Origin of the sequence: Flavipsychrobacter stenotrophus, assembly GCF_002954265.1 — a bacterium.
In the GTDB taxonomy this organism is placed as follows: Bacteria; Bacteroidota; Bacteroidia; order Chitinophagales; family Chitinophagaceae; genus Flavipsychrobacter; species Flavipsychrobacter stenotrophus.
This window is the reverse complement of sequence record NZ_PPSL01000004.1, coordinates 150,657-174,413: the sequence shown is the minus strand read 5'-3', so window position 1 is coordinate 174,413 and position 23,757 is coordinate 150,657. Positions and strand designations below refer to the sequence as shown.

The window sequence follows — 23,757 nt, the reverse complement described above, 5'->3', positions numbered from 1 at the left end:
ATTGACCGAACTATAGTTAAAGGTTGTTAAAATGACGAAAACACTATTATCCAGATCAGTCAGTAGTGCAAAGAATATGTTGTCATTTACCGGCATCATTGAACAATGTCCTGTTGGCATGAAATTTTAAAGCAGTTAGCAATGTTAAAAAATAAACGAAAAAGCCTACATATAGGCCTATGGATAACAGGCATATTGCTTGCAGCGATAGGCATATTTTCGTTTTGGGTGTCTTACCATTATAAGAATATCATCAGGCAGCAATTACCATCCATTGTTACAAAAAATACAGATAGCTTATACAATGTATCACTAGAGGACATTAGTATAAACGTATTGACCAGAACGGTTACGTTAAAGAATGTGCGCTTTGCACCCGATTCGTCAAGACGTGACTTTTTGAAGCAAAACAACAGACTCCCTGCAAAACTATTATCTGTAGCCATCACTGAAATACATATTGCAGGAATAGAATGGGAGAATCTTGCATCTAACAGTTCATTTGATTGTAAGTATATAATTATAAACTCGCCCACGATATTGATAGATGGCTCACCAAAACCACTGGACAGCCTGAAGGGAAAAGATACAAGCACAAAAAAGGCATCAATCGAATTGATCTCGGCGGGTAAGATAGATGTCCTGAACCCAACAGTTACCTACCATTATGTCAGTGACACCAGCGACTATTCCCTTTGGATAAAAGGAGGAAAAATACTGTTGTCTGACTGGAAACTGGAACCTGGTAAGGGCCTGGATACAAGTACTTTCTTTTTTGCCCGCAATGCAGAAATAGCACTGGACAGTTTTAATTATGTAAAGAGGGGCAGCCCGTATGGCATAGGTGCAGCGGGACTGGCATTTTCAACTGCAGGAAAGAGCATTGACCTAAGAAAGGTATTTATACATATAACTGGAAGTAAGGAGAATTTCTACAAGCAAGCAGGGCAACAGAAGGATATATATGACTTGTTCTTCCCTTCCATAAAAATAGCAGGACTTAACTGGAAGGCGCTGCTCAACGGGGGGGGGGCATTGCATGCCGACACCATGCAAATAGCTGACCCGTCGCTGGAGATTTACTTCAGCAGGCTATATGCTCCTAATACCAAAAGTAAAGTCGGCAACTATCCTCACCAGCTGCTGACCAAAATTGGACTTCCCCTGGATATACGGACCATGCAACTGACCAATGGCCACTTTAAGTATACCGAAATGAGTGCGACGACTCATAAAGAAGGCGTGATAAGGTTTGAGCAGGTAAGTGGCACCATGAACAACATAACCAACATTGATACCCTTGTAGCTAAAAATGACAAATGCTTTATAAAGCTAAAAGGGAAATACATGGATCATGGCGATATTGCTGCCACCTTCATGCTGCTACTATCTGATAAAAAAGGTTATTTCACTGTTGATGGCACTGCTATAAACGTAGACGCGGCAGATGTGAATCAACCGGCAAAGGCGCTGGCGCTTACAGAAGTAAGCAGTTTCCACTTGAATAAACTGGATATGCACGTGGAAGGAAACGAGGATTATGGGAAGGGGAAGTTCACGATGCTGTATAATGACCTGAACATCACCTTTCTGAAAATGAATGAGGATAATAAAACCGATAAAAAAGGAAAGGGTGCGTTATCATTCCTTGCCAATACGCTGGCACTGTATCCATCAAACCCTATGCCGGGTAAAGAAGTAAGGCAGATAACGACTTCTATTAAAAGGGATCCCTATAAAGGCTTTTTCAGCCTTATCTGGAAGAATGTATTTATGGGTGCCAAGAATACAGCTCTTCGCAGCCCCGAACTGGTTGAGAATGTAAAGGGAGCAGTAAAGGCAGAAACACCGGAAAAGAAGAAAGGGTTTTTGAGGAAGATATTTGGGAAGAAAAAGTAAAATAGCAAACGGGTGGCAATGCCACCCGTTTGCTATTTTATAAGTATCGACTGAAATTATGGCATCTTATAAGTCAATCCCATATTCCAAAGCATAAATGCCCATTTGTCGGCTTGCTCGGCAATGACCATGTCTGTAGGCTTACCCGCACCATGGCCGGCTTTGGTTTCTATGCGGATCAATACAGGTTTATCGCAACTCTGTGCAGCCTGTAGTGCTGATCCAAACTTGAATGAGTGTGCCGGCACTACCCTGTCATCATGATCTCCGGTAAGCACCATAGTAGCGGGATAACAAGTTCCGGCCTTCGCATTGTGAACAGGGGAATACTTAAGCAGGTAGTCGAACATTTCCTTACTGTCTTCGGCAGTACCGTAGTCATAAGCCCAACCTGCACCCGCAGTAAATTTATTGTAACGAAGCATATCTAACACACCAACCGCAGGGAAGCAAACTTTAAACAGATCGGGGCGCTGGGTAAGTGATGCACCTACCAAGAGACCACCATTGGAACCACCGGAAATAGCCAGGTAGTCTGACGATGTGTATTTCTCTTTGATGAGGTATTCACCGGCAGCGATGAAGTCATTGAATACATTCTGCTTACTCATCTTGGTGCCTGCAATGTGCCATACATCGCCATACTCGCCACCGCCACGCAGATTGGCCACACAGTAGATACCACCGTTCTCAAGGAATGCGAGGTTACTTACGCTAAAAGAAGGGCTCAGGCTGATGTTGAAACCGCCATAACCATAAAGCATTGTCGGGTTCTTACCATTCTGTTTCATGCCCTTTTTCCAGGTCATGATCATAGGCACTTTTGTACCGTCTTTGGAAGTGTAAAATACCTGCTTGCTCTCATACTTAGTAGGATCGAATTTTACGTTGGACTGTTTGTAAACAGTAGAAGTACCCTTAGTGATATCATACTTAAAGATAGTAGAAGGATAGATGTAAGATGTGTAAGTATAGTAAGTCTCGTGCTCATCTATCTTACCGCCAAATCCGCTTGCAGTGCCGAGTCCCGGCAATTTGATAACATGCTCCTTATTACCCTTAGTGTCATACTGAATCACTTCTGAAACAGCATCTTTGAGATAGTGAGCGAAGAATTTGCCACCGCATGTACTTACGCTCAATGGGAACTTTGTTTCCTTAATGACATCTACCCACTTTGATGGCGTTGGATCCCCGGCATCGACCTTTACCAGCCTGTGGTTTGGAGCTCCCTGGTTGGTCTCAATGAACAGCGTATTGCCTTCATTGTAAGCTACGCTCTGCTCATAATCAAAGCCTGTAACTATTGCCTTTATTGGTGCATTTGGTGTTGCAAGACTCTGTATGTATAGCTCATTGCCATAGGTAGCATTAGAGGCAGATATGATCAAAAATTTCTGGTCCTCTGTAACACCTGCACCAATGTAGCGGCGCACCATACTTTCGCCTCCGAATATCAGCTTATCGCTACTTTGTGGTGTACCCAGCTTGTGGTAGTAAAGCTTATGCATTTCTGTTTTGGCAGATAATTCGCTACCCTTAGGCTTGTCATAGCTGCTGTAATAAAAACCATCATTACCCAACCAAGATAATCCGCTGAACTTTACGTCACGAAGCGTATCATCGACAATCTTCATGGTCTTTGTATCCATTACGAATACTTTTCTCCAGTCCGAACCGCCTTCGGACATCTGGCAGGCGGCGAAAGAACCATCTTTAGTAAATTCAATGCCCTGCAAAGACGCGGTGCCATCGTCAGAGAATTTATTAGGATCGAGGAATACTTCTGGAGTGCCATTGCCCTTCTGGCGATACAGCACATACTGGTTTTGAAGGCCATTGTTTTTATAGAAATAGGTATATGCACCCTCTTTAAAAGGAGCGGTATACTTTTCATAATTCCATAGCTCAGTAAGGCGTTTCTTAATTGCATCTCTGAAGGGAATCTGACTAAGATAGCTGTTGGTTACCTTATTCTGCTCTATCACCCATGCTTTGGTATCTTCTGCCCGGTCATCTTCCAACCAACGATAAGGGTCGCTAACCGATGTACCAAAATAGACATCGGTTTGAGTACCCTTTTTAGTATCCGGGTATTTTATTGTTTTCTGCTGAGCATTTGCTGCCATAACGGTTAATAATAATGAGGTACAGAGTGTGCGTGATTTCATTATCTTTAATTGGTTTTAATATTGTTTGCAGGGTAAAGGTATTAATTGAGACATTCCTACAACCACTATATTATCAGTATTAAAATAAAAATTATGGCTAAAACGGACAGACAAATACTTATTACTCAAATTGTGAGCGATGTGCTCGAAGAAAAATTCAACCCGGAACAAACCTATGACTGGTTTATTAATCAGCATAAACCCGAACATTTTAAAGCGTATTTTAAGAATATAAGCAGCATATTCACTTCTTTGAAGGGTAAACCGGAATTAAATTCAATCAGAAAATTGCATCCTGACGCTTACTTTGGCGGGAAATACAACATGTTTTTCGAATTTGACGAAATACAACATTTCAGTACTGCTCGATTCTATACCTATAAACATTACCCTCCGGATCTTCAGCTTAACTATTCAATTACCGATTGGCAGAATTACTGCCAGGCCAACCAGTTGAAGGCAAATAAGTACAGAGCAAAGAAAACGACTGACGACTTTAATTTTATAGGAGGAAGGACCGCTCAACGAGCCTACCGGGACTGCTTTAGTGATCTGTTGCCAACATTGCATGGTTTGAACCCTACATTACGAATAGCTGAATTTGAGGTATCTAATGTAAAATTCAATGATGAATTTGGCAGGAAAGTGATACAAAACATTCTAAAAAAGAAACTTCAGCACCTCTGATCTGTAAAATGGATGTTATTTATAATGGTTAGAGGCGGCTCAAAACTTCATTAGTTGATAGTCTGGCTCTATATTTGTACTATGTAAATCAAACGTGCATATAAGTACTGAAAAGGTTTCTGAAAATATTTCGTAATACCATTCTCCTATTGATGGCTATTATTGTTCTTGCGGTAGTATTGATCAATACAACTCCCGTACAGAATTATATTGCCCACAGGGCAGCGAACTGGCTTTCACAGAAACTAAAGACCAAGGTGGCGGTGCAGCATGTGAGCATAGATCTGCGCAATCATTTATCCCTTAACGGACTTTATATAGAAGATCAGGCACATGACACCCTTTTGTACGCCGGGGAAGCCACGGTATCTCTGACAGACTGGTTTCTGTTTATTGATAAACCTGTGTTGCGTAACCTGGAGCTGCACAATGCCTATGCACACCTTTATCGCACGGCAATATCAAAAGACTGGAACTATGATTTTATAGCGAAAGCTTTTGAGACCAACGACACCACTTCAAAAACTGACACAGGTAAGAAATTTGAATTTGACCTGCAAAAAGTGGCTCTGACCAATGTGCGGTTCCATATGGATGACTCATGGGGCGGTGAAGATCTTGATTTCGATTTTGACTCGCTTACTCTGGATGCCCGGAGCCTTGATTTTAAGAAGCGATTACTGGACGTAAAAGATATCAACATAAAGAACATGCTGATATCTATCAATGAATATCCGGCAGGCAAGCCTAAAAGAATAAGACCAGCAGACTATGTTGAGCCTGTTGACACTACTCCATTCAACCCCGACAAGTGGTCGATAAAAGTAAATAAGATAGCACTTGAAGAATGTGCATTTAAACTGACCGGCAATAATAAAGTGCCTGTGCCAGATCTGTTTGACGAGGACCACCTGGACATTACAAAGATCAGCACGACGGTTACGGATGTGAGTATAATAGGTGACACCATAAAAGGTAATGCACTAAGTCTGTATGCACATGAGCGGTGTGGCGTAATTATAAAAGACCTGCGCAGTAAGATAACGGTATCGCCGGTGGCCAGCATATGTGATGAACTGTACCTGGAGACCAACCATAGTAAGATAAGGAACTACTATGCAATGCATTATCATAGGTTCCCAAACTTCCTTGACTACATAGACAGCGTGAGCATGGTAGGGCACCTGAGAAATTCGACCATAGACACCCGTGATATTGCATTCTTTGCACCGGAGATGAAAAACATTCCCGCCATACTGCAAGCCAGTGGTGATGGCTGGGGTACCGTAGCTAACCTGAACGGCAGCCACCTGGTGGTAAGCGACGGCAACAATGTGGCTAAAGGTGACATGACCATGAAGGGTCTGCCGGACATCTATAATACCTACATCAAATTTACCAATGCTGAGGTTTACACCAACAATGCAGGCATAGTGAAGTATGCACCACAACTTATTGATAATCCAAATCTCTCTTTTAAACAACTGACACATGCCTATTTTAAGGGCAGGTATGAAGGGTATATAGACAATTTTACTGTTAAAGGGGAGATCACATCGAACCTTGGTTCTATGAAGGCCGATGTAAGAATGAATATCCCGGAATTTAACCCCGGCAAGGCTACCTACACCGGAACTATAGCTACTGACAAACTTGAAGTGGGTATGATACTTCGACAGGAAGATCTGCTGGGTAGCATTACCTGCAATGAAAAGGTATCGGGCGTATCATTTGATGCAGAGAATGCACAGATAACGCTGGATGGAACGATAAGCGAGTTCAACGCAAACAAATATGCCTACCATAATATAACCACTCATGGTACGCTCGGAAAGAAGCAGTTTGTAGGTTCGCTGTTAGTGGATGACCCCAACCTGGCGCTTGAATTTGATGGCGGATTTGACTATAACGAAATAAAAAATATAAAGATCAATGCTTCGGCACACCTGCTGTATAGCAACCTGAAGGCACTTAATCTTACCGGTGATTCTGTAACGACATCTGCTGACTTTGACCTCAACTGCACCGGCAGCAACATTGACAATTTCTTTGGTTATGCACGGCTGTACAATATTGACCTGAAGCGCAATGCGCATAAGGTGGCCGTGGATTCTATTTACCTGAACTCCGCAATAACCAGTGATGGACACAAGGAACTAACCCTGCAAAGTAATGTTGCCACCGCCAGTATTACGGGAGATTACCAGCTAACCAAACTGCCTTTATCTGTACAATATTACCTGTCGAAATATATACCTAACTACATTAACGCGCCGGTTAAGTTCCCACCCGATCAGAACCTGGCATTTACCATCACCACTAAAAATATTGACAGCTTACTGGCGGTAACACTTGATGGTGTAACGGGATTCGACACGGCCACCCTATCTGGCTCGTTCAATACTACAGCACAAAAACTAACACTGAATGTGGCCATACCCAGTGGTAGTATTGGCAGATTTCACATGAGCAACATTTCTATTAACGGGGATGGCAACCTTGACCATATTGCACTGAGCACTAACATACAGAATGTAGCCATTGGCGACAGCCTGATCAATAGTTCACTGAGTCTGACCACAACACTGGCGAATGATTCATTGAATTTCACCGTGGCCACTACGGCTCCGGATTCCAGCACTGCCATAACACTGAACGGGCAGATACTGGCACGTAAAGATTCATTGTTCCTATCCATACTTCCGTCGCAGTTTTTCCTTAACAGGGCTAAGTGGGATATTGCAGGTGGCAGTAAAGTTTCGTACAGTTCTAAGTTCCTGCAGGTAGAAAATATAGTGTTGACTTCGGGTGTTCAAAAAATTACGACCAATACTATTCTCTTACCAGATGACCAATCGCTGGTGATCAATACGGAGAACCTGGACCTAGGTCAGTTTGGGTATTGGGCGGGGCTATCCGTCTATCAGCCTGACGGCAGGTTAAACGGCTCGATAACGATCAATAAAATTTTCAGACAGTTATATGTTGCAGCTAACCTGAAGGGTACTGATGTGAAATTTGGCGCAGACACCGTAGGCACAATAAATCTTATAGGCAGTTACGACGGTGCTAAAAAACTAATTAACCTTGATCCGCAGACTGGTATCTACCGTAACAACTCGTCTATTGTAGCGTCGGGAAATATATCGTTCGATAGTACCACCAACCAGAAGCTGGATGGTTATGTAGCATTCAACAATGCGCAGGTTAAGTGGGTGTCACCCTTCCTCGTAGACATCTTCAGTAATATGGGTGGCGTGGTAAATGGCAGCCTGAGTTTCAGAGGAACATCTTATGAGCCCATCATTGACGGGAAAGTGCAATTAGAGAATGGTGCAATGAAGGTGGACTATATGGGCTGCTCCTACACTATCCCTTCGGCCACAGTAAAGGTAGACAATCATAGAATAAGCTTTGGTAAAGTAGAGGTGTTTGATGCCTATAATAACCCGGCCTACCTCACAGGTTACTTCTCTCATAATTTGTTTTATGACATGAAGATGCACCTCACCGTTGCAACGGAGAAACTGGAGGTAATGAAGCTGACCGCCAATGACAACAATATGTTCTATGGCAATGTGATCGCCGGCATGGACTCATTCACCATACGTGGACCGTTCAACTACATAAGGCTGCATGCCTATAATGCCGCACCGGCTGCCAAGTCACGTATTTTCATACCTGTAAGTACGGCAGGAAGCATCAGCACCTATAGCTTTGTTACTTTCAAGAACTATGGCAAAAATCAGACTCCTGTAAAGCGCTCTAATCGTTTTAAACTGGACTTGGCTATTGATGCAAACTTGAATGAGCTGGCAGAGATGACTATTGTACTGGACCCCGCAGCGGGTGATGCGATAACGGCAAGGGGAAATGGCAATATACAGCTGACAATGCCGCCTAGTAACGACATGCGCATAACAGGTACCTATACCATAAACCAGGGCACCTATGACTTTACCTTTAAGAACCTGGAATATCGCAGGCAGTTTATATTAGATCAAGGTAGTGTAATACGCTTTACCGGTCCATTCTTTGAAACAGCGATGGACGTAAATGCAACTTACTCTAAGAAAGCCAGGCTGTACGATCTGCTGAGCCCTTCTGAAATAACGAGTGCATCATCGATAATGTCTGACGCGGAGAAGGCCGATGCCAAAGCGCCACAGGTGGTGAACGTACTGCTGCATATGAAGGGCACACTTAATAGTCCCATACTTACCTTTGACCTGGACCTGCCTGAGAAACACTCTATAGGCACCTATGCGCAGACTAAATTTTTCCGCATTAACCAGGATGACAGACAGAAGCTGGAGCAGGTAGGATCATTATTGTTGATAGGTACATTTATACCATCGGAAGGGCTGGTGAGTGGATCTTCGGCTGGCACAGCAGCTATAAGTAACCTAAGCCAACTGGTTTCCAGTACTGCGTCTTTGGGACTGACCAACCTTGTATCAAAACTGATAGGTGACAATAAGCTGAACGTGGATGTGAAGTATAATAACTACAGCTTTACGGACCAGACACCTGGAACCACCGGAATAAACCGTAATACAGTAAAACTTGGGCTGAGCCATCCGTTCCTGAATGAAAACCTATTGGTTGAAGTGGGCACAACATCAGACTGGGGAAGGCCGGCCAGCGCAAGCACCACATCCAGTTTCAACATAACGGGCGATTTCAGAATACAATACATACTTCCGAGTTCTACCGGGTTACGCCTGAATGCATTCCGCACCAGCGACTACGACGTGATACAAGACAAGGATATAACGCGTGGTGGTGCAGGTATCAGCTGGAGAAAATCGTTTGATAAATTTAGTGAGATCTTCCAGAGCAGTGCTGTAGCTGCAAAGAAAAGAGAAGAGATGCTGAAGAAGCAGTATGAAGATGATAGCGCCGATAAAACGCAGGTGATCATAGAGAAGGGGCAGTAAAAAAAGTAATAACTTAAAAGTGCGAGGTGTAGTAATCTTCATATTCAAAGATTTGACAACTTTCTAAAACCTTTTCAAATCTGGTGTATGAAACACCAAAAGCCTAATGTTTCGTAGCCACTTCTTCCAGATACTTTTCCAGTGTAAGCGCTACAACATCCCAGTCAAATTTTGTTTTGATGACCTGCATACCTGCTTCGCCGGTTTGTCTGCGTAATTGTTCCGATGAGAGTAAGTCTATAACGCTCTGTGCAAATTTTGCAGGGTCGGTTTGCATAAATGCCCCTTCACCACTTTGAATGCCCAGCCCACCAAAACCAATGTTGGAGCATACTACAGGGATACCCATAGCCATAGCTTCCAGCACTTTATTCTGTGTGCCCGCACCAAACCGCAATGGCGCTACCACTACGCTGGCAGTGTTATAAACGGCAGCCAGATCTTTGATAAAACCCGTCACTTCCACATGATCATTGGCTAGCTCCTGTACTTTGGGAACAGGGCGCTGACCGGCTATGATAAACCGTACATGTGGCATTTCTTTTCTTATAGCAGGCAATATAGTTTCTGTGAAGTAAACAACAGCATCTACATTGGGTGCATAGTCCATATTACCCGTAAAGAGGATCGTATCATTCGGGCAGTAATCGTGGTTGCCAGCTTTAAAGGTGCTCATATCTACACCATTAGGCAGCAGGCGCATATTACCTGTGTGGTGTGTTTTCACCATGTATTCGAGATCTTCCTGAGAGCACACGAGGCTCATGTCATACTCCTTAAGAATAGGCTCATAACCCAGTACGCGCTTTTGCTCTATGTTCTCAAAGATGGTGGTAAGCAGGCCACGCTTTACGGTCTTACGGCGCTCCCAGTAAAGCGAGAAAGCATCCGGCAGATCGAGTATTCGGGCAAGGTCTTTTCTATTGGCTAGGTAGGGAGACATGCGCAGGTGCTGCACATGTATAGCATCGAAATGAACTCTTTGCAATAATGCATCGAGGGCAGTTTGCATTTCGCTACTCTGAAAATAGAGCACCTGTAAAGGCTTGCTGCTCCATGCGCCTGAAAGACACTGCACAGCACTCTTCCACTTAGGCAGGTAGATAAAATGTACTTCGGTAAATATCTTTTCCAGTTCCTCTTTATACTGCAGGTCTTCTTCGTTCTGGGCAAAAGTGAGCAGGTACAGTTCATGCCTGTCCTTCAGCCTTTTGGCCAGGTTATAGATCTTCAACTTGTCGCCACGATATGGCGGGTATGGTACCCGGTTGGCGAGGAACAGTATCTTCAATGTAAACTATTAATAATAATTATTAAAAGTGCTGGGCGTAGTCTCTGACTACGTCCGAGCGGTTGCCAGTCTCCCGACTAACGCATCGGGACGTATCTCTTTGAGTTCGTAACCACACCTCCCTCTCCCCTGTCTGCCGACAGGCAGGCTTGGAACTGGTCGGGGTAAGGTTTAACAAAACACACATTACTTCATTATCTCATGCCCCAGCTTATCGCGCTTGGTCTGCAGGTAAAATTCATTGTGTTTGTTGGCCTTGATCTCAATAGGCACATTTTCCACTATCTCAATACCATAGCCAAGCAAGCCTGCACGCTTACGCGGATTGTTGCTCATCAGCCTAAGCCTTGTAGCACCCAGATGGCGGAGTATCTGCGCACCAACGCCATAATCGCGCTCGTCGTTTTTAAACCCTAATGCAAGGTTAGCCTCTACAGTATCCTTACCTTCTTCCTGCAGTTTGTAAGCTTTCAGTTTATTGAACAAACCTATTCCCCTACCTTCCTGATTCATGTACAATACTATACCCTTGCCTTCGCGCTCCACCATTTCCATGGCGGCTTCCAGCTGGTCGCCGCAATCGCAGCGGAGCGAATGTAAAATATCTCCGGTAAAGCAAGAGCTATGCACTCTTACCAATACAGGTTCATCTTTTTCCCACGTACCCTTAACTAACGCCAGGTGATTTTCACCTGTTGATAACTGCCTGAATGCATGCAGTTCAAAATCGCCGTGCTTGGTAGGCATATGTACATGCACTATTTCCTCTACCAGACTTTCTACTTTCAATCTGTATGCAATAAGGTCTTTTATAGAAATGATCTTAAGGTTGAATTTCTTAGCGATTTCCAGCAGCTGCGGCATACGAGCCATCGTGCCATCATCATTCATGATCTCTACCAGCACTCCGGCAGGTTCCATACCTGCAAGGCGAGCCAGATCAACTGTAGCTTCGGTGTGACCGGTACGACGCAATACGCCCCCATCTCTTGCCCTTAGCGGGAAGATATGGCCCGGGCGGCCAAGGTCTTCGGGTTGGGTATTCGGATCTATTAATGCCTGAACTGTCTTAGAGCGGTCTTGTGCAGAAATACCTGTAGTGCATCCCTGCCCTATCAGATCGACAGAAACAGTAAACGGAGTTTGGTGCAAAACAGTGTTGTTTTCAACCATCAGGTTCAGTTTCAACTCGTTGCAACGAGCCTCGGTGATGGGTGCACAGATCAAACCACGGCCGTGTTTTGACATAAAGTTGATAACCTCGGGGGTTACATTGCGCGCGGCAGTTACAAAATCACCCTCATTCTCACGGTCCTCATCATCTACAACAATCAGTAATTTGCCCTGTTTCAGGTCTTCCAACGCAGCTTCTATAGTATCCAGCATATAAACTCTCTCTAAATGGCTGCAAAGGTACGGTTATTGTTTATAAGGATTAAATGAGTGATTTACATAAAACGGAATAATGGTATTAGGCGTATCAATATAATTTCTGGCAAAAACTGATTTCTTAAATGCAAGGGAAATGCATACAACAACCATTATTAATTTCTCTTATACCTTCTTCAAAATCTACAATACCCCTACATAGTTTTCCACCATATATTCCGTACCTTTGCAGCCGCAAAAAGAGGTGGCTTTAGGTGTTAGTGCTACCGACGGTTAACAATATTATGATTACTATTAATAATTTATCGCTTCGCTATGGCAAGCGCGTGTTGTTTGAAGACGTGAATACCCGGTTTACAGAGGGTAATTGTTATGGTATTATTGGTGCTAACGGTGCCGGTAAATCCACATTTTTAAAGATCATTTCGGGCGAGATAGAGCCTACCACAGGTAAGGTAGATATCACCAAGGGCCAGAGAATGAGCGTGTTGAAGCAGAACCACTATGAGTATGATGAAATAACTGTACTCGAAACGGTAATGCGCGGCAATACTACCCTGTTTGAAGTAATGCAGGCTAAGGATGCTATCTACGCTAAAGAAGATTTCACTGAAGAAGACGGTATAAAGGCCGGTGAACTGGAAGGTCTGTTTGCTGAAATGGATGGTTGGAACGCAGAAAGCGATGCGGCTACCCTATTGAGCAACCTGGGTATCAAAGAAGTATTGCACAGCAAACTACTGAAGGAAATAGATGGTAACCAGAAGGTACGTGTGCTATTGGCACAGGCACTTTTCGGCAACCCGGATATCCTGCTGTTGGATGAACCTACCAATGACCTTGATCTTGAAACAATAGGCTGGCTGGAAAACTTCCTGGCTGATTATGAGAAGATAGTATTGGTTGTATCGCATGACCGTCACTTCTTAGATACTGTTTGTACACACGTTTCGGATATTGACTTTGGTAAGATCAACACCTTTACGGGCAACTACTCTTTCTGGTACGAATCAAGCCAGTTGTTGCTGAAACAGCGCAGCGATCAGAATAAGAAAGCTGAAGATAAGATAGCTGAACTGAAAGAGTTCATTGCCCGTTTCTCGGCCAATGCATCAAAGTCTAAGCAGGCTACCAGCCGTAAGAAGGCATTGGATAAGATAAAGCTGGACGACATGACGGTATCCAACCGTAAATATCCGGCCATCCTGTTCAATAACCAGGTACGTGAAGCCGGTGACCAGATCATTGAAGTAAAAGGATTGGGCAAGACAGTAAATGGTGAAGTACTGTTCAAGGATGTTTCTTTCGACCTGAAGCGCGGTCAGAAGGTAGCAGTATTGTCTCAGAACTCACTGGCTACAACTGCTTTCTATGAAATACTTTCCGGAATTGACACTGATTTTGAAGGCACTTTCAAATGGGGCGTAACCGTTACCAACGCTTATCTACCCAATGACAACTCTTCTTACTTTGTTGGTAATGATGACAACCTTATCGATTGGCTGAGACAATATTCAGAAGAAAAGGATGAAACGTTCATTCGTGGCTTCCTGGGCCGTATGTTGTTCTCTGGCGAAGAAACGCTGAAGAAATCTTCGGTGCTTTCGGGAGGAGAAAAAATGCGTTGCATGATGAGCCGCATGATGATGATGAAGGGTAATGTGTTGCTACTGGACGAACCTACCAACCACTTAGACCTGGAAAGTATCACCGCCCTCAATAATGGCATGAAAGACTTTAAGGGTACTATTCTGTTTACCAGTCGTGACCATGAATTGGCCAACACTGTTGCAGACCGCGTACTCGAAATAACGCCTAACGGACTTATAGACCGCGAAATGACCTTTGACGAATACATGGAAAACGATCGTGTGAAAGCACAGCGTATAGAAATGTACGGAGGCGTAATGGCATAACTAATAAATGGCTCAATTACTCAATGGCTTAATCGGACAATGAGGATAATGATATAAAATCCCGCTTCTTTTGAGGCGGGATTTTAGTTTGAATGTGCATTGGCAGCAACTGCATCACATTAAGTAAATTTTATTTACATATTAACCTTGCTTGAAAAATGCCGTTCGTAAACAAAAACGACCGTTTATCAACAAAAACATATCATATAATTTCCTTTTTTTACTTTTGTCAAATAAAACTTATCAAAATGAAACACCTTATCACTTGTGCGTTGGTATTCTTATGTTTGTCGTCCTCTTCTTACGGACAGTGTTCTATAAGCGCCCACAGAATATCAGAGACACACGTACATGACACCACCTACCAGGTAATGGTTGCTGACACAGCAGGACTGGGTAGTGGGTATACATATACGTGGTTATCTGATATAGGCACGTCACATACCGGTTCCATTGTGTCTCTACCTGTCATTGATGCGTCTACTATCCACAGTTACACAATTACAGCAAGCGCACCAGGAACTACCTGTAGCAGTACAGATAATATAAGTACCAATTTGGTCTTTAACTGCACTATGTTACCTGGTATTGACTATGGGTATTCCGGAGCCTATACGTTCAGGCAATCTGTAATAACCGACCCTAATTCGATCTACATACAGTTCCCGCATGGCGTTGTTAACGACCTGGATCTAAAGGTCAATATGCACATAAACTGGGGCAACGGAACTGCAACATCTCTAACACAGGCATTGGATACATTGGCATTAATAGGCGGTATTGCAGATCCTGCCCATTCGTCGCATTACCAATATGCCGGTCAGTATATCATTAGTACCCAATATTCCTATTCATATGATACACTTACCTGCCCGATTACCATTATGCCCAAAACTGCTTTATGGGTAGCAGGGAATGCAGGCAGGGGCGCTCCGCAGATAGGTGGCAGCCGCGCATATTGCGTAGGTGATACTTTAAGACTTGGCATCGTAGATACCATAGCTCAATTTCTTAATGCATACCACCGCACAGATACAACCGGCGTACTTCATTATGATATTGTACCAATGGCCGGTGGTACTTATCCTGTCTTTGGCCCTAATCGTCTATACTCGTGGAGCCACGACGGTAGTTATTTCGGCTTGTCATTAGACACTACCCTTGTAATACCTAACCTTACCCTGGCAGACACGGGCACTTATTACATGCAGATGTGGGAAAACATAAGCATGACTGACACCATACTACAGGTACATGTAACTATAAATAACACTTCACCAGTAGTTTCAGCAATCACAGGTGCATCATCAGTTTGCGAGGGCAGCTTCATATCTCTTTCCAATATTACACCCGGTGGTGTATGGAGCAGCAGTTCACCAGATGCAAGTGTAAGCGGCGGTATAGTTTCAGGGATCAGCGCAGGGAGCGCAAATATTTCGTACACAGTTACTAATGGCTGCGGTGCTACTACCGTTACCTATCCTTTGAGCATATTGCCGTCTTCTGTTTGCACAGCAGGTATTACGGGGCACAAAAAAGAAACTGGCATCAGTATCTATCCCAACCCGTCTTACGGATCTTTTGAAGTATCGGTGCCAGGCCAAAACGCCATTATAACAATTACAGATGTAACGGGAAAGGTGGTATATACAGCACAGTCTACCGACAATTCAAATATCCCTGTAGCTGGGAGTAGTCTGGCAAAAGGTACATATCTAATATTAGTAGATTGCGAAGGAAGCGTGTACAGAGATAAAGTAACAATCTGGTAAAAAAAAATAGGCTTTATAGAAGCTAATCAAAACCAAAATAGCAGGTGCCAGATGACCCCGTGATGTAAATATACCTGGCATAGCGACGGTGTAACGGTTAATCGATTGCAAGCATGCGCCCACAGATACCTCAATGAGTTTACATAGTTAAAAAATCAGCTTCGTCAGAGGCGGGATTTTTGTTTCGACACTTTTGTGCATTAAATGGCTAAAGGTCAATGTTTTGCACCAAAGAATAAGTCACAATAAAAATTAGTATGCTATATTTGCAAGGAAGATGAAAAGGCTGCTGACCACATTGATAATGTTGTGCTATATGGTGAATGCCATAGGCATGTCGTTCACTATGCACTATTGCGGTGGGTCATTCAGGCAGGTTTGCTTTACGGCTGATACGGAAAAAAACTGTTGTGGCGAGGGTGAAAAGTCGGGGTGCTGCAAGGACCATTTTGTGAAAGCAAAATTTAAGGATAATCATACACTAAAGGCGTTTACACTAGCATTTAAGACTATCTGTGAAGCCATTGTCCCACAACAATACACCAACACCCATAAATCATTCCTTGTTTATCAGGATGACACCCACATAGCACATGGGCCTTCCCCGCCTTTACTACAAACAATTCCCATCTATTTATTAGTTAGAAATCTTAGAATTTGATCTGAGCTTGTGATTCGTCATTCCCATATCCTACTGATATGGGCATTATACTCTTATACTTAATCTAACTTTTCAACCAATAAAAATGAAAAAAGTAATATTCTTATTTGCAGCAGTGACTGCAACAATGACAGCTATAGCACAAATACCTAATGCCGGATTTGAAACCTGGACGAACACAGGTGGTTATAATGTACCAACCGGCTGGGATAATCTTAATGCTACAACTAATGCCGCGTCGGTATATACATGCACAAAAGGCACTCCGGGAATGATGGGCGCAAGTTATCTACAGCTCACGTCGAAGACAGTAACAGGTGTTGGTGTAGCACCGGGTGTAGCAGTAAGCGGCTTAATAGATGTAGCCAATTATGCGCCGAAATCAGGCTTTCCAAACACTACAAGACCCGTTAGTCTTACTGGTTCATGGCAATACATGGCCTACGGATCAGACGCAGGCAGTGTGACCATTCTACTTTCTAAATGGAATATGACCACCATGATGCGCGATACAATTGCCTATGCTACGCAACCACTTGCAGGCATGGTCATGAGCTGGGCTTCATTTACTATTCCATTGACCTATCAATCACCTAAGTTCCCCGACAGTGCGATGATCATTTTGTCGGCGAGCGGAGCAACTCCGGTAAACAATAGTTACTTGTATGTTGACGACCTGGCCTTCACAGGCACTGTACCTAGTGGTATTGCATCAGTGAATAACAGCTTGAACGATGTTAAACTTTACCCTAATCCGGCTACAGGTGATTTTACTGTTATTTTTGAAACTACAACATCCAGCAACATAACTATTCAGGTGTGCGACATTACCGGCAAAATAGTTGCCGCTTCTACGCCGAAAACTACAGCAGGAAATAACACCTATTCTTTCAACACTACATCCTTCAGTAAAGGACTGTATCTGGTAACGCTGATAAGCGATGCCGGCAAGCATACAGAAAAATTGGTGATAGAATAAAGTAACATGAGGAGGGGGCGCCTCCCTCCTCAATAAATTTCCCGACAATGAAAAAATTATTGATCCTGGCTATGCTGGGCTTTGCACATTGCTGCATAGCCCAGCATCAGTTGTATATTCCGGATACGCTATCCGGCACTACGTTCGATATCACTGTTCACAGAGATAGTGTCCAATTGAAACCCGGAAAATTTACTCAGACATTCGGCATTAATGCCAATGCCTACCTGGGTCCCACATTATTACTAAAAAAAGGGGACAGCATAAGCCTGAATGTGCATAACCAAATGGGCGACACGACAACCATGCACTGGCATGGCCTGCACGTGGCACCAAAGAATGATGGCGGTCCGTTTAATATGATCATGCCCGGCATGTCATGGAATCCAATGTTTGTGGTTAGAAACAATGCTGCCAGCTATTGGTATCACCCGCACATGATGGGTAAGACAGCTGAACAAGCAATTAAAGGAGATGCAGGGTTTATAATAGTTAGAGACAATGCTGAGGCAGCGCTAACATTGCCCCGCACTTATGGAGTTGACGACATACCTGTAATCGTGCAAAGTTTTGAGCTGGACACCAATAACCAGTTTATGCCCAAGGGAATGGTAGATAGTATTGTATTAGTAAACGGCACTGACAGTCCCTATGTAAATATGCCAGCACAAGTAGTGAGAATGCGACTACTTAATGCAAGTGGCGAACGTACATTCAACTTTGGCTTTACAGCCAATCGTTCGTTCAAGATCATTGCCAGCGATAATGGCCTGTTACAGGCACCGGTGAATACCACAAGGATAAGCATAGCTCCCGGCGAGCGGTATGAAATACTGCTGGACCTGACTGGGCTCAACGGGCAAACACTTTACCTGATGAGCTATGCATCGGAATTACCAATGGGCGTACAAGGCGGGCCTACAATGCCCATGCCTCCCGGAAGTCCGCCAATGAACAGCCCGCTGAATGGTATCGACTTCAACATACTACAGATAAATGTGACTGCACCTACGGCTTCGCCTGTTACTACAATACCATCTGCGCTGGCAGTTGATACACCACTCACTGAATCATTATTGCACACCAACAGGTCTATCAACATGACGGCTGATAGTATGATGGTAATGGATGGTCCATTCTACTTCAACCATAACCTATTTGACATGATGAGGATAGACTATCGCATACCTGTCAATAATGTAGAAGTATGGACGCTACTGGATAGCACTATGGTAGCCCATCCTTTCCATTTGCATGATGTACATTTTTATATTCTGGACCGTAATGGCAATCCTCCACCGTTATATGAAAGAGGAAGAAAAGATGTGCTGATGATAGAGCCAAATGAAACAGTAAGATTCATTGCTCAGTTCACAGATTTCGCTGATACTTCAACTCCTTACATGTATCACTGTCACATATTAATGCATGAAGATGATGGTATGATGGGGCAATTCATAGTCACACCCGGCAGTCCTATCAGCGTGGCAACCATTGACAATTCAAGGGATGCTAAGCTTTTCCCAAATCCGGCTAGTGAAACCGTTACCATCTCTACTAATCATATGGGTAAGGAAGCGACCGTAACTGCAACTGATCTTACAGGGCGAATATTGTTTCACGGCACTTCCACAGAGGACCAGTTGCTACTAAATGTAGCTGAATGGCCGAAAGGTATGTACCTGATCAATATTACTACTGGAGATTCAACTTCTGTTAAAAAATTGATAGTACAGTAATATTGCTAAGAAAATCAAACAATAAATCCCGCTTCGGTTGAGGCGGGATTTATTGTTTAAAAAACGTCCATAATTAACTTAGTTTGATAGCAACATTTGAAGGAATATCTACTCCTGTAACTTCACAAAATCAAGATCCTGAAAATCGAAACTAAAATCGGTGTTGGGCGAGATGGCATTCATGGTCATGCCCTTGGTCTTTCCTTCTTCGTTTAATGTAAATGTTACAAAGGCATCTGCATCCATGCTACGGTCTACCCACTTTACTACATAGGTGTTTGCCTTATAAAAGAACAATTGCCCCTTAAGCTTATATGCCTTCTTTGATTCAAACCAGGCCTTGCCATTCTTTACAGAGATAGTGACCTCTCCAAACCACGGATCTTTGTAGGTGCCTTTTACTTCGCTGATATCGGTTGAGCCACGCTTTTCATTATTAGCAACCGTCGTCCATACAGCATCGGTTATCTTCTTAGCTTCGTCTACCGATCCTGCACGGCGGGCAGAGTATTCCTTTACACGGTCAGTGTTCGTTACACCCAGATACGAGTCTTTTATCTGGTTGGTTATCGCTGAAAATGCATCACCCTCTTGCTGATTGGTCAATACAATAATACCCAATCCTAACTCAGGTATCATAGTTACCTGAGTAACCATTCCTTCCAGTCCGCCTGTGTGGGTTACCTGCTTGTAGCCCTTAACATCAGACAAGAAAAAGCCAAAACCGTAAGAAGCGAAGTGTGTATTGTATGCCGACTTGCCATGCACCGGAATAATGGTCTGCGGGGTGAACATTTCTTCCTTTACATCTCCACTTATCACCTTCTTTGTAGTATCATCACTCAGCAGGTATTTCACCCATTTACTGAGGTCGGCAATGCTGCTGTATATACCACCTGCAGAGTGGCCAAGCGCCATTGTATCTCTGTCCACCACCTGTACCTTACCATCTACAGGTGCATGACCGTCTATTTCATTGCTATGGTCTTTCACACGAGCATACGAGCCTGCGCTATTAGCCATGCCCAGCTTCTTCATTATGCGTCTTTCTACAAATGCATCCCAGCTCATACCACTTACCCGCGCTACCACTTCGCCGGCCAGTACGTACATGTTATTGTCGTAGTCATACTTGGTTCTGAACTGTGATACAGGTTTCAGGTACCGGAGATTATAGATCACCTCCTTTAAGGTAAACGCATTGGGGCTGGGGAACAACATAAGGTCACCTGAACCAAGTCCAAGACCACTTCTGTGAGTCAAAAGATCGCGAATGGTGAATGACTCCGTAACATATGGGTCATACAACTTGAACTCAGGGATATAATCACGCACTTTATCATCCCACTTCAGTTTACCCTCATCTACCAATATACCCAATGCAGCCGCAGTAAAGGCTTTACTATTACTGGCTATACCAAACAGTGTATTTTCATCAACAGGTTTCTTCGAGTTCAATGACCTTACACCATACCCTTTTGAATGAATCACTTTACCATCTTTGATAATACACACAGCTATCCCCGGCACATCAAATGCTTTGAGGGTGCGCTCGGTAAGGGTGTCTATTTGTTTGGAGGTGAGGGGTTGGGCGTGAGCGGTGATCGATAATGCACCAACCAATAGCAGTGAGAAGAATATTGCTTTCATGAGTACAAGATAATGCAGGAGTACCTAAAATCAACGTGATGCGCATATTCATCACTAAAAAAAGGAATGAATAACACTAAGCTATACCAATTCAGCTAAGTAGTTTTCCCGTCAAGTCACTTTCACATCGGCACATTTCCACATTAACACATTAAATCCTACCTTAGCTCCATGCAAAAAATACTTATCGCCAATCGTGGTGAAATAGCCATGCGTATTATGCGCACTGCCAAAGAAATGGGTATTAAAACAGTAGCCGTTTTCTCTGAGGCCGACAGAAATATGCCGTTTGTACGGTATGCTGATGAAGCTGTTTGTATAGGTCCTGCGCTATCGGCGCAGTCTTACCTGCGTGGTGAAAAAATAATAGCTGTAGCCAAACAAACAGGCGCGGATGCTATTCACCCCGGTTATGGTTTTTTGAGTGAAAATGCTGCATTCTCTAAGTCGGTATCTGATGCCGGATTGATATTTATAGGTCCATCTGCCCACTCTATCGAAATGATGGGTGATAAGATATCAGCAAAGCAAGCCGCTAAAAAGTTCAATGTACCAATGGTACCGGGAACCGAAGATCCGTTGCGAGATGTAGCTGAGGCGCGTGAAATTGCTGCACGAATTGGGTTCCCTATCCTCATCAAAGCATCTGCCGGTGGTGGTGGTAAGGGTATGCGTGTGGTAGAAAACGACGCAGAGCTGGAACAGCAGATGCTCACAGCGAAGAGCGAAGCATTAAACGCGTTTGGGAACGATGCAGTATTTATAGAAAAGTATGTAGGTGCTCCGCGCCATATAGAGATACAATTAATGGGCGACCAGCACGGCAACTATGCCTACCTGTTCGAGCGCGAATGTTCCATTCAGCGCCGCCACCAGAAGTTGATTGAAGAGGCACCGTCGAGCTGCCTTACAGAAGATATCCGCCATAAAATGGGCGAATGCGCTGTAGCAGTAGCCAAGGCTTGCAACTATTATGGTGCTGGTACAGTAGAGTTCCTGGTTGATGAAGAGCTCAACTTCTACTTCCTCGAAATGAATACCCGCCTGCAGGTAGAACATTGCGTTACCGAAATGATCACCGGTATAGACCTGGTGAAGGAACAGATCAATGTGGCGCGTGGTAACAAGTTATCATTTGCACAAAGCGACCTGAAAATAACCGGACATGCAATAGAATTGCGTGTTTGTACGGAAGATCCGCTGAATAACTTCTTGCCAGATACCGGCACACTGGAAATGTACCAACCACCAAAGGGTCCGGGCATTCGTGTAGATGATGGCTTTGAAGAAGGAATGGCAGTGCCTATCTATTATGACCCAATGATAGCCAAGCTGGTTGCTTATGGCGCAGACCGTGAGGAAGCCATAGAGCGCTTGTGCAGAGGTATTGATGAATACCACATAAAAGGCATCAAAACCACCCTTGCGTTTGGCAAATGGGCTGTACGCACCGAGCCGTTCCGCACAGGTAAGTTCGATACCAAATTCATTGAAAAGTATTACAAACCCGAGTATTTGTTGGTGGAAGATGAGGGTGCCAACCAGGTAGCGGCACTGTTGGGTGCTTACATATGGGAGCAAGAAAAGAAGCCTGAGTTGGCTGCTGCCGGTACCGGACACATCAGCAAATGGAAATTAAATAGAAAATAAATACAATATACCGCCTCAAAAGTAACTATCATTGAAATAGTTTACTTTTGAGGTGGCAATCCCTTTTAATTCTTTTAATGTCAGTATCCTACCAGATAAAACTGCCCCAGTTCGAAGGGCCTTTCGACCTGCTTCTGTTCTTTATAGAGCGGGATGAGCTGGATATTTACAATATACCCATCACATCGCTTACCAACGACTTCCTGGCTTACATAAAGACGCTTGAACAACTCAATATAGAGCTGGCAAGTGAATTCATTCTTTTTGTATCTACGCTTATGCGTATAAAGGCGAGAATGTTGTTGCCTCGCAGGGAAAAGGATGCTCTGGGGAATGAGATAGATCCGCGTCAGGAACTGGTTGATAAGATACTGGAATACAAGCGTTTTAAGGAAGCATCAGAGGTGATGACAGTAATGGAAGCCGACAGACTGATGCAGCAGAAGAGAGGCAATATCTCTACTGAAATGCATGAGATAGGCGAAAGCTATTCTGAAGGCACTGAAATACAGACCGTTACGATGTATAAGCTGTTACAGGCTTATGAAAAGGCAGTGAAACGCTTTAATGAGCGGATGAACAAACCGCAGCACGTAGTAGTTAAGTATAACTATAGCCTGGAAGGCCAGCGTGTTTTCCTGCTCGATCATCTTAAGGAAAAGAAGCGCATTCCTTTTGAAACTTTGTTCGATACCTGCGAAAACCGCATCCATGCTATATTTACCTTCCTGGCTATGCTGGAACTGATACAGCAGCGTTTCCTGGGCATATTGGTAGGGGAAGGTCGCAACAACTTTATATTGGAGTGGAATACCGAAGATATGACAGCAGCCGAAATTGATATACCGGTAGAAGTAACTGAAGAAACGCACTTACCGGAAAGCATCATAACTGACGAGAATGAGCCTGACACAGAAAATCCGGCATAGATATTGATACGTATGTAATGTAGGCAGAGCGATCTGCTGAACTAAATTCCCCAATGCACTGTCGGACAGTAGCGAAGGGGCATT

At 43.8% G+C, this 23,757-nt stretch carries 14 protein-coding genes; 10 read left to right on the top strand and 4 right to left on the bottom strand.

Annotated elements, in window-relative coordinates:
* Positions 1 to 141: 141 nt before the first annotated feature.
* On the top strand, positions 142 to 1,899 hold the full coding sequence (locus CJD36_RS15160; RefSeq protein WP_105040044.1) for a hypothetical protein: 1,758 nt from the start codon (positions 142 to 144) through the stop codon (positions 1,897 to 1,899).
* Positions 1,900 to 1,955: 56 nt separating this feature from the next.
* Here the strand turns inward: CJD36_RS15160 and CJD36_RS15155 are convergent, their stop codons facing one another.
* Complete coding sequence (locus CJD36_RS15155; RefSeq protein ID WP_105040043.1) at positions 1,956 to 4,070, bottom strand: prolyl oligopeptidase family serine peptidase; 2,115 nt, start codon at positions 4,068 to 4,070, stop codon at positions 1,956 to 1,958.
* Between the two features lie 93 nt (positions 4,071 to 4,163).
* Between CJD36_RS15155 and CJD36_RS15150 the strand changes: the two genes are divergently transcribed.
* Positions 4,164 to 4,757: a hypothetical protein gene (locus CJD36_RS15150; protein WP_105040042.1), complete on the top strand. Its 594-nt coding sequence runs from the start codon at positions 4,164 to 4,166 to the stop codon at positions 4,755 to 4,757.
* A 152-nt stretch (positions 4,758 to 4,909) separates the two neighbouring features.
* A complete protein-coding gene (locus CJD36_RS15145) occupies positions 4,910 to 9,697 on the top strand; it encodes a translocation/assembly module TamB domain-containing protein (RefSeq protein WP_105040041.1) in 4,788 nt (1,595 codons plus the stop codon).
* Positions 9,698 to 9,800: 103 nt separating this feature from the next.
* Here the strand turns inward: CJD36_RS15145 and CJD36_RS15140 are convergent, their stop codons facing one another.
* Entirely contained in the window at positions 9,801 to 10,988 is a 1,188-nt protein-coding gene (locus tag CJD36_RS15140; protein WP_105040040.1) for a glycosyltransferase, read from the bottom strand.
* Positions 10,989 to 11,174: 186 nt separating this feature from the next.
* Entirely contained in the window at positions 11,175 to 12,374 is a 1,200-nt protein-coding gene (locus CJD36_RS15135) for a bifunctional 3,4-dihydroxy-2-butanone-4-phosphate synthase/GTP cyclohydrolase II (protein ID WP_105040039.1), read from the bottom strand.
* 287 nt (positions 12,375 to 12,661) lie between these two features.
* On the opposite strand from CJD36_RS15135, the gene CJD36_RS15130 reads away from it, so the two are divergent.
* The 5 genes from CJD36_RS15130 to CJD36_RS15110 all read left to right on the top strand — a co-directional run bounded on the left by CJD36_RS15130 (position 12,662) and on the right by CJD36_RS15110 (position 19,444).
* Positions 12,662 to 14,293 (top strand): ABC-F family ATP-binding cassette domain-containing protein, encoded by a 1,632-nt coding sequence (locus CJD36_RS15130; RefSeq protein WP_105040038.1) that lies wholly within the window; start codon positions 12,662 to 12,664, stop codon positions 14,291 to 14,293.
* Between the two features lie 248 nt (positions 14,294 to 14,541).
* On the top strand, positions 14,542 to 16,065 hold the full coding sequence (locus CJD36_RS15125; RefSeq protein WP_161499326.1) for a T9SS type A sorting domain-containing protein: 1,524 nt from the start codon (positions 14,542 to 14,544) through the stop codon (positions 16,063 to 16,065).
* A 277-nt stretch (positions 16,066 to 16,342) separates the two neighbouring features.
* Positions 16,343 to 16,726: an HYC_CC_PP family protein gene (locus tag CJD36_RS15120; protein WP_105040036.1), complete on the top strand. Its 384-nt coding sequence runs from the start codon at positions 16,343 to 16,345 to the stop codon at positions 16,724 to 16,726.
* Positions 16,727 to 16,811: 85 nt separating this feature from the next.
* Positions 16,812 to 17,705, top strand: coding sequence for a T9SS type A sorting domain-containing protein (locus CJD36_RS15115; RefSeq protein ID WP_105040035.1), 894 nt, complete (start codon positions 16,812 to 16,814; stop codon positions 17,703 to 17,705).
* A gap of 47 nt (positions 17,706 to 17,752) precedes the next feature.
* Positions 17,753 to 19,444 (top strand): multicopper oxidase domain-containing protein, encoded by a 1,692-nt coding sequence (locus tag CJD36_RS15110; protein ID WP_105040034.1) that lies wholly within the window; start codon positions 17,753 to 17,755, stop codon positions 19,442 to 19,444.
* Between the two features lie 108 nt (positions 19,445 to 19,552).
* Here the strand turns inward: CJD36_RS15110 and CJD36_RS15105 are convergent, their stop codons facing one another.
* Entirely contained in the window at positions 19,553 to 21,094 is a 1,542-nt protein-coding gene (locus tag CJD36_RS15105) for a serine hydrolase (protein WP_105040033.1), read from the bottom strand.
* Positions 21,095 to 21,265: 171 nt separating this feature from the next.
* Between CJD36_RS15105 and accC the strand changes: the two genes are divergently transcribed.
* Together accC and CJD36_RS15095 are read left to right on the top strand one after the other, a co-directional pair.
* Positions 21,266 to 22,744 (top strand): acetyl-CoA carboxylase biotin carboxylase subunit, encoded by a 1,479-nt coding sequence (gene accC / locus CJD36_RS15100; protein ID WP_105040032.1) that lies wholly within the window; start codon positions 21,266 to 21,268, stop codon positions 22,742 to 22,744.
* A gap of 77 nt (positions 22,745 to 22,821) precedes the next feature.
* Entirely contained in the window at positions 22,822 to 23,673 is an 852-nt protein-coding gene (locus CJD36_RS15095; protein ID WP_105040031.1) for a segregation and condensation protein A, read from the top strand.
* The last annotated feature ends 84 nt before the right edge of the window (positions 23,674 to 23,757 follow it).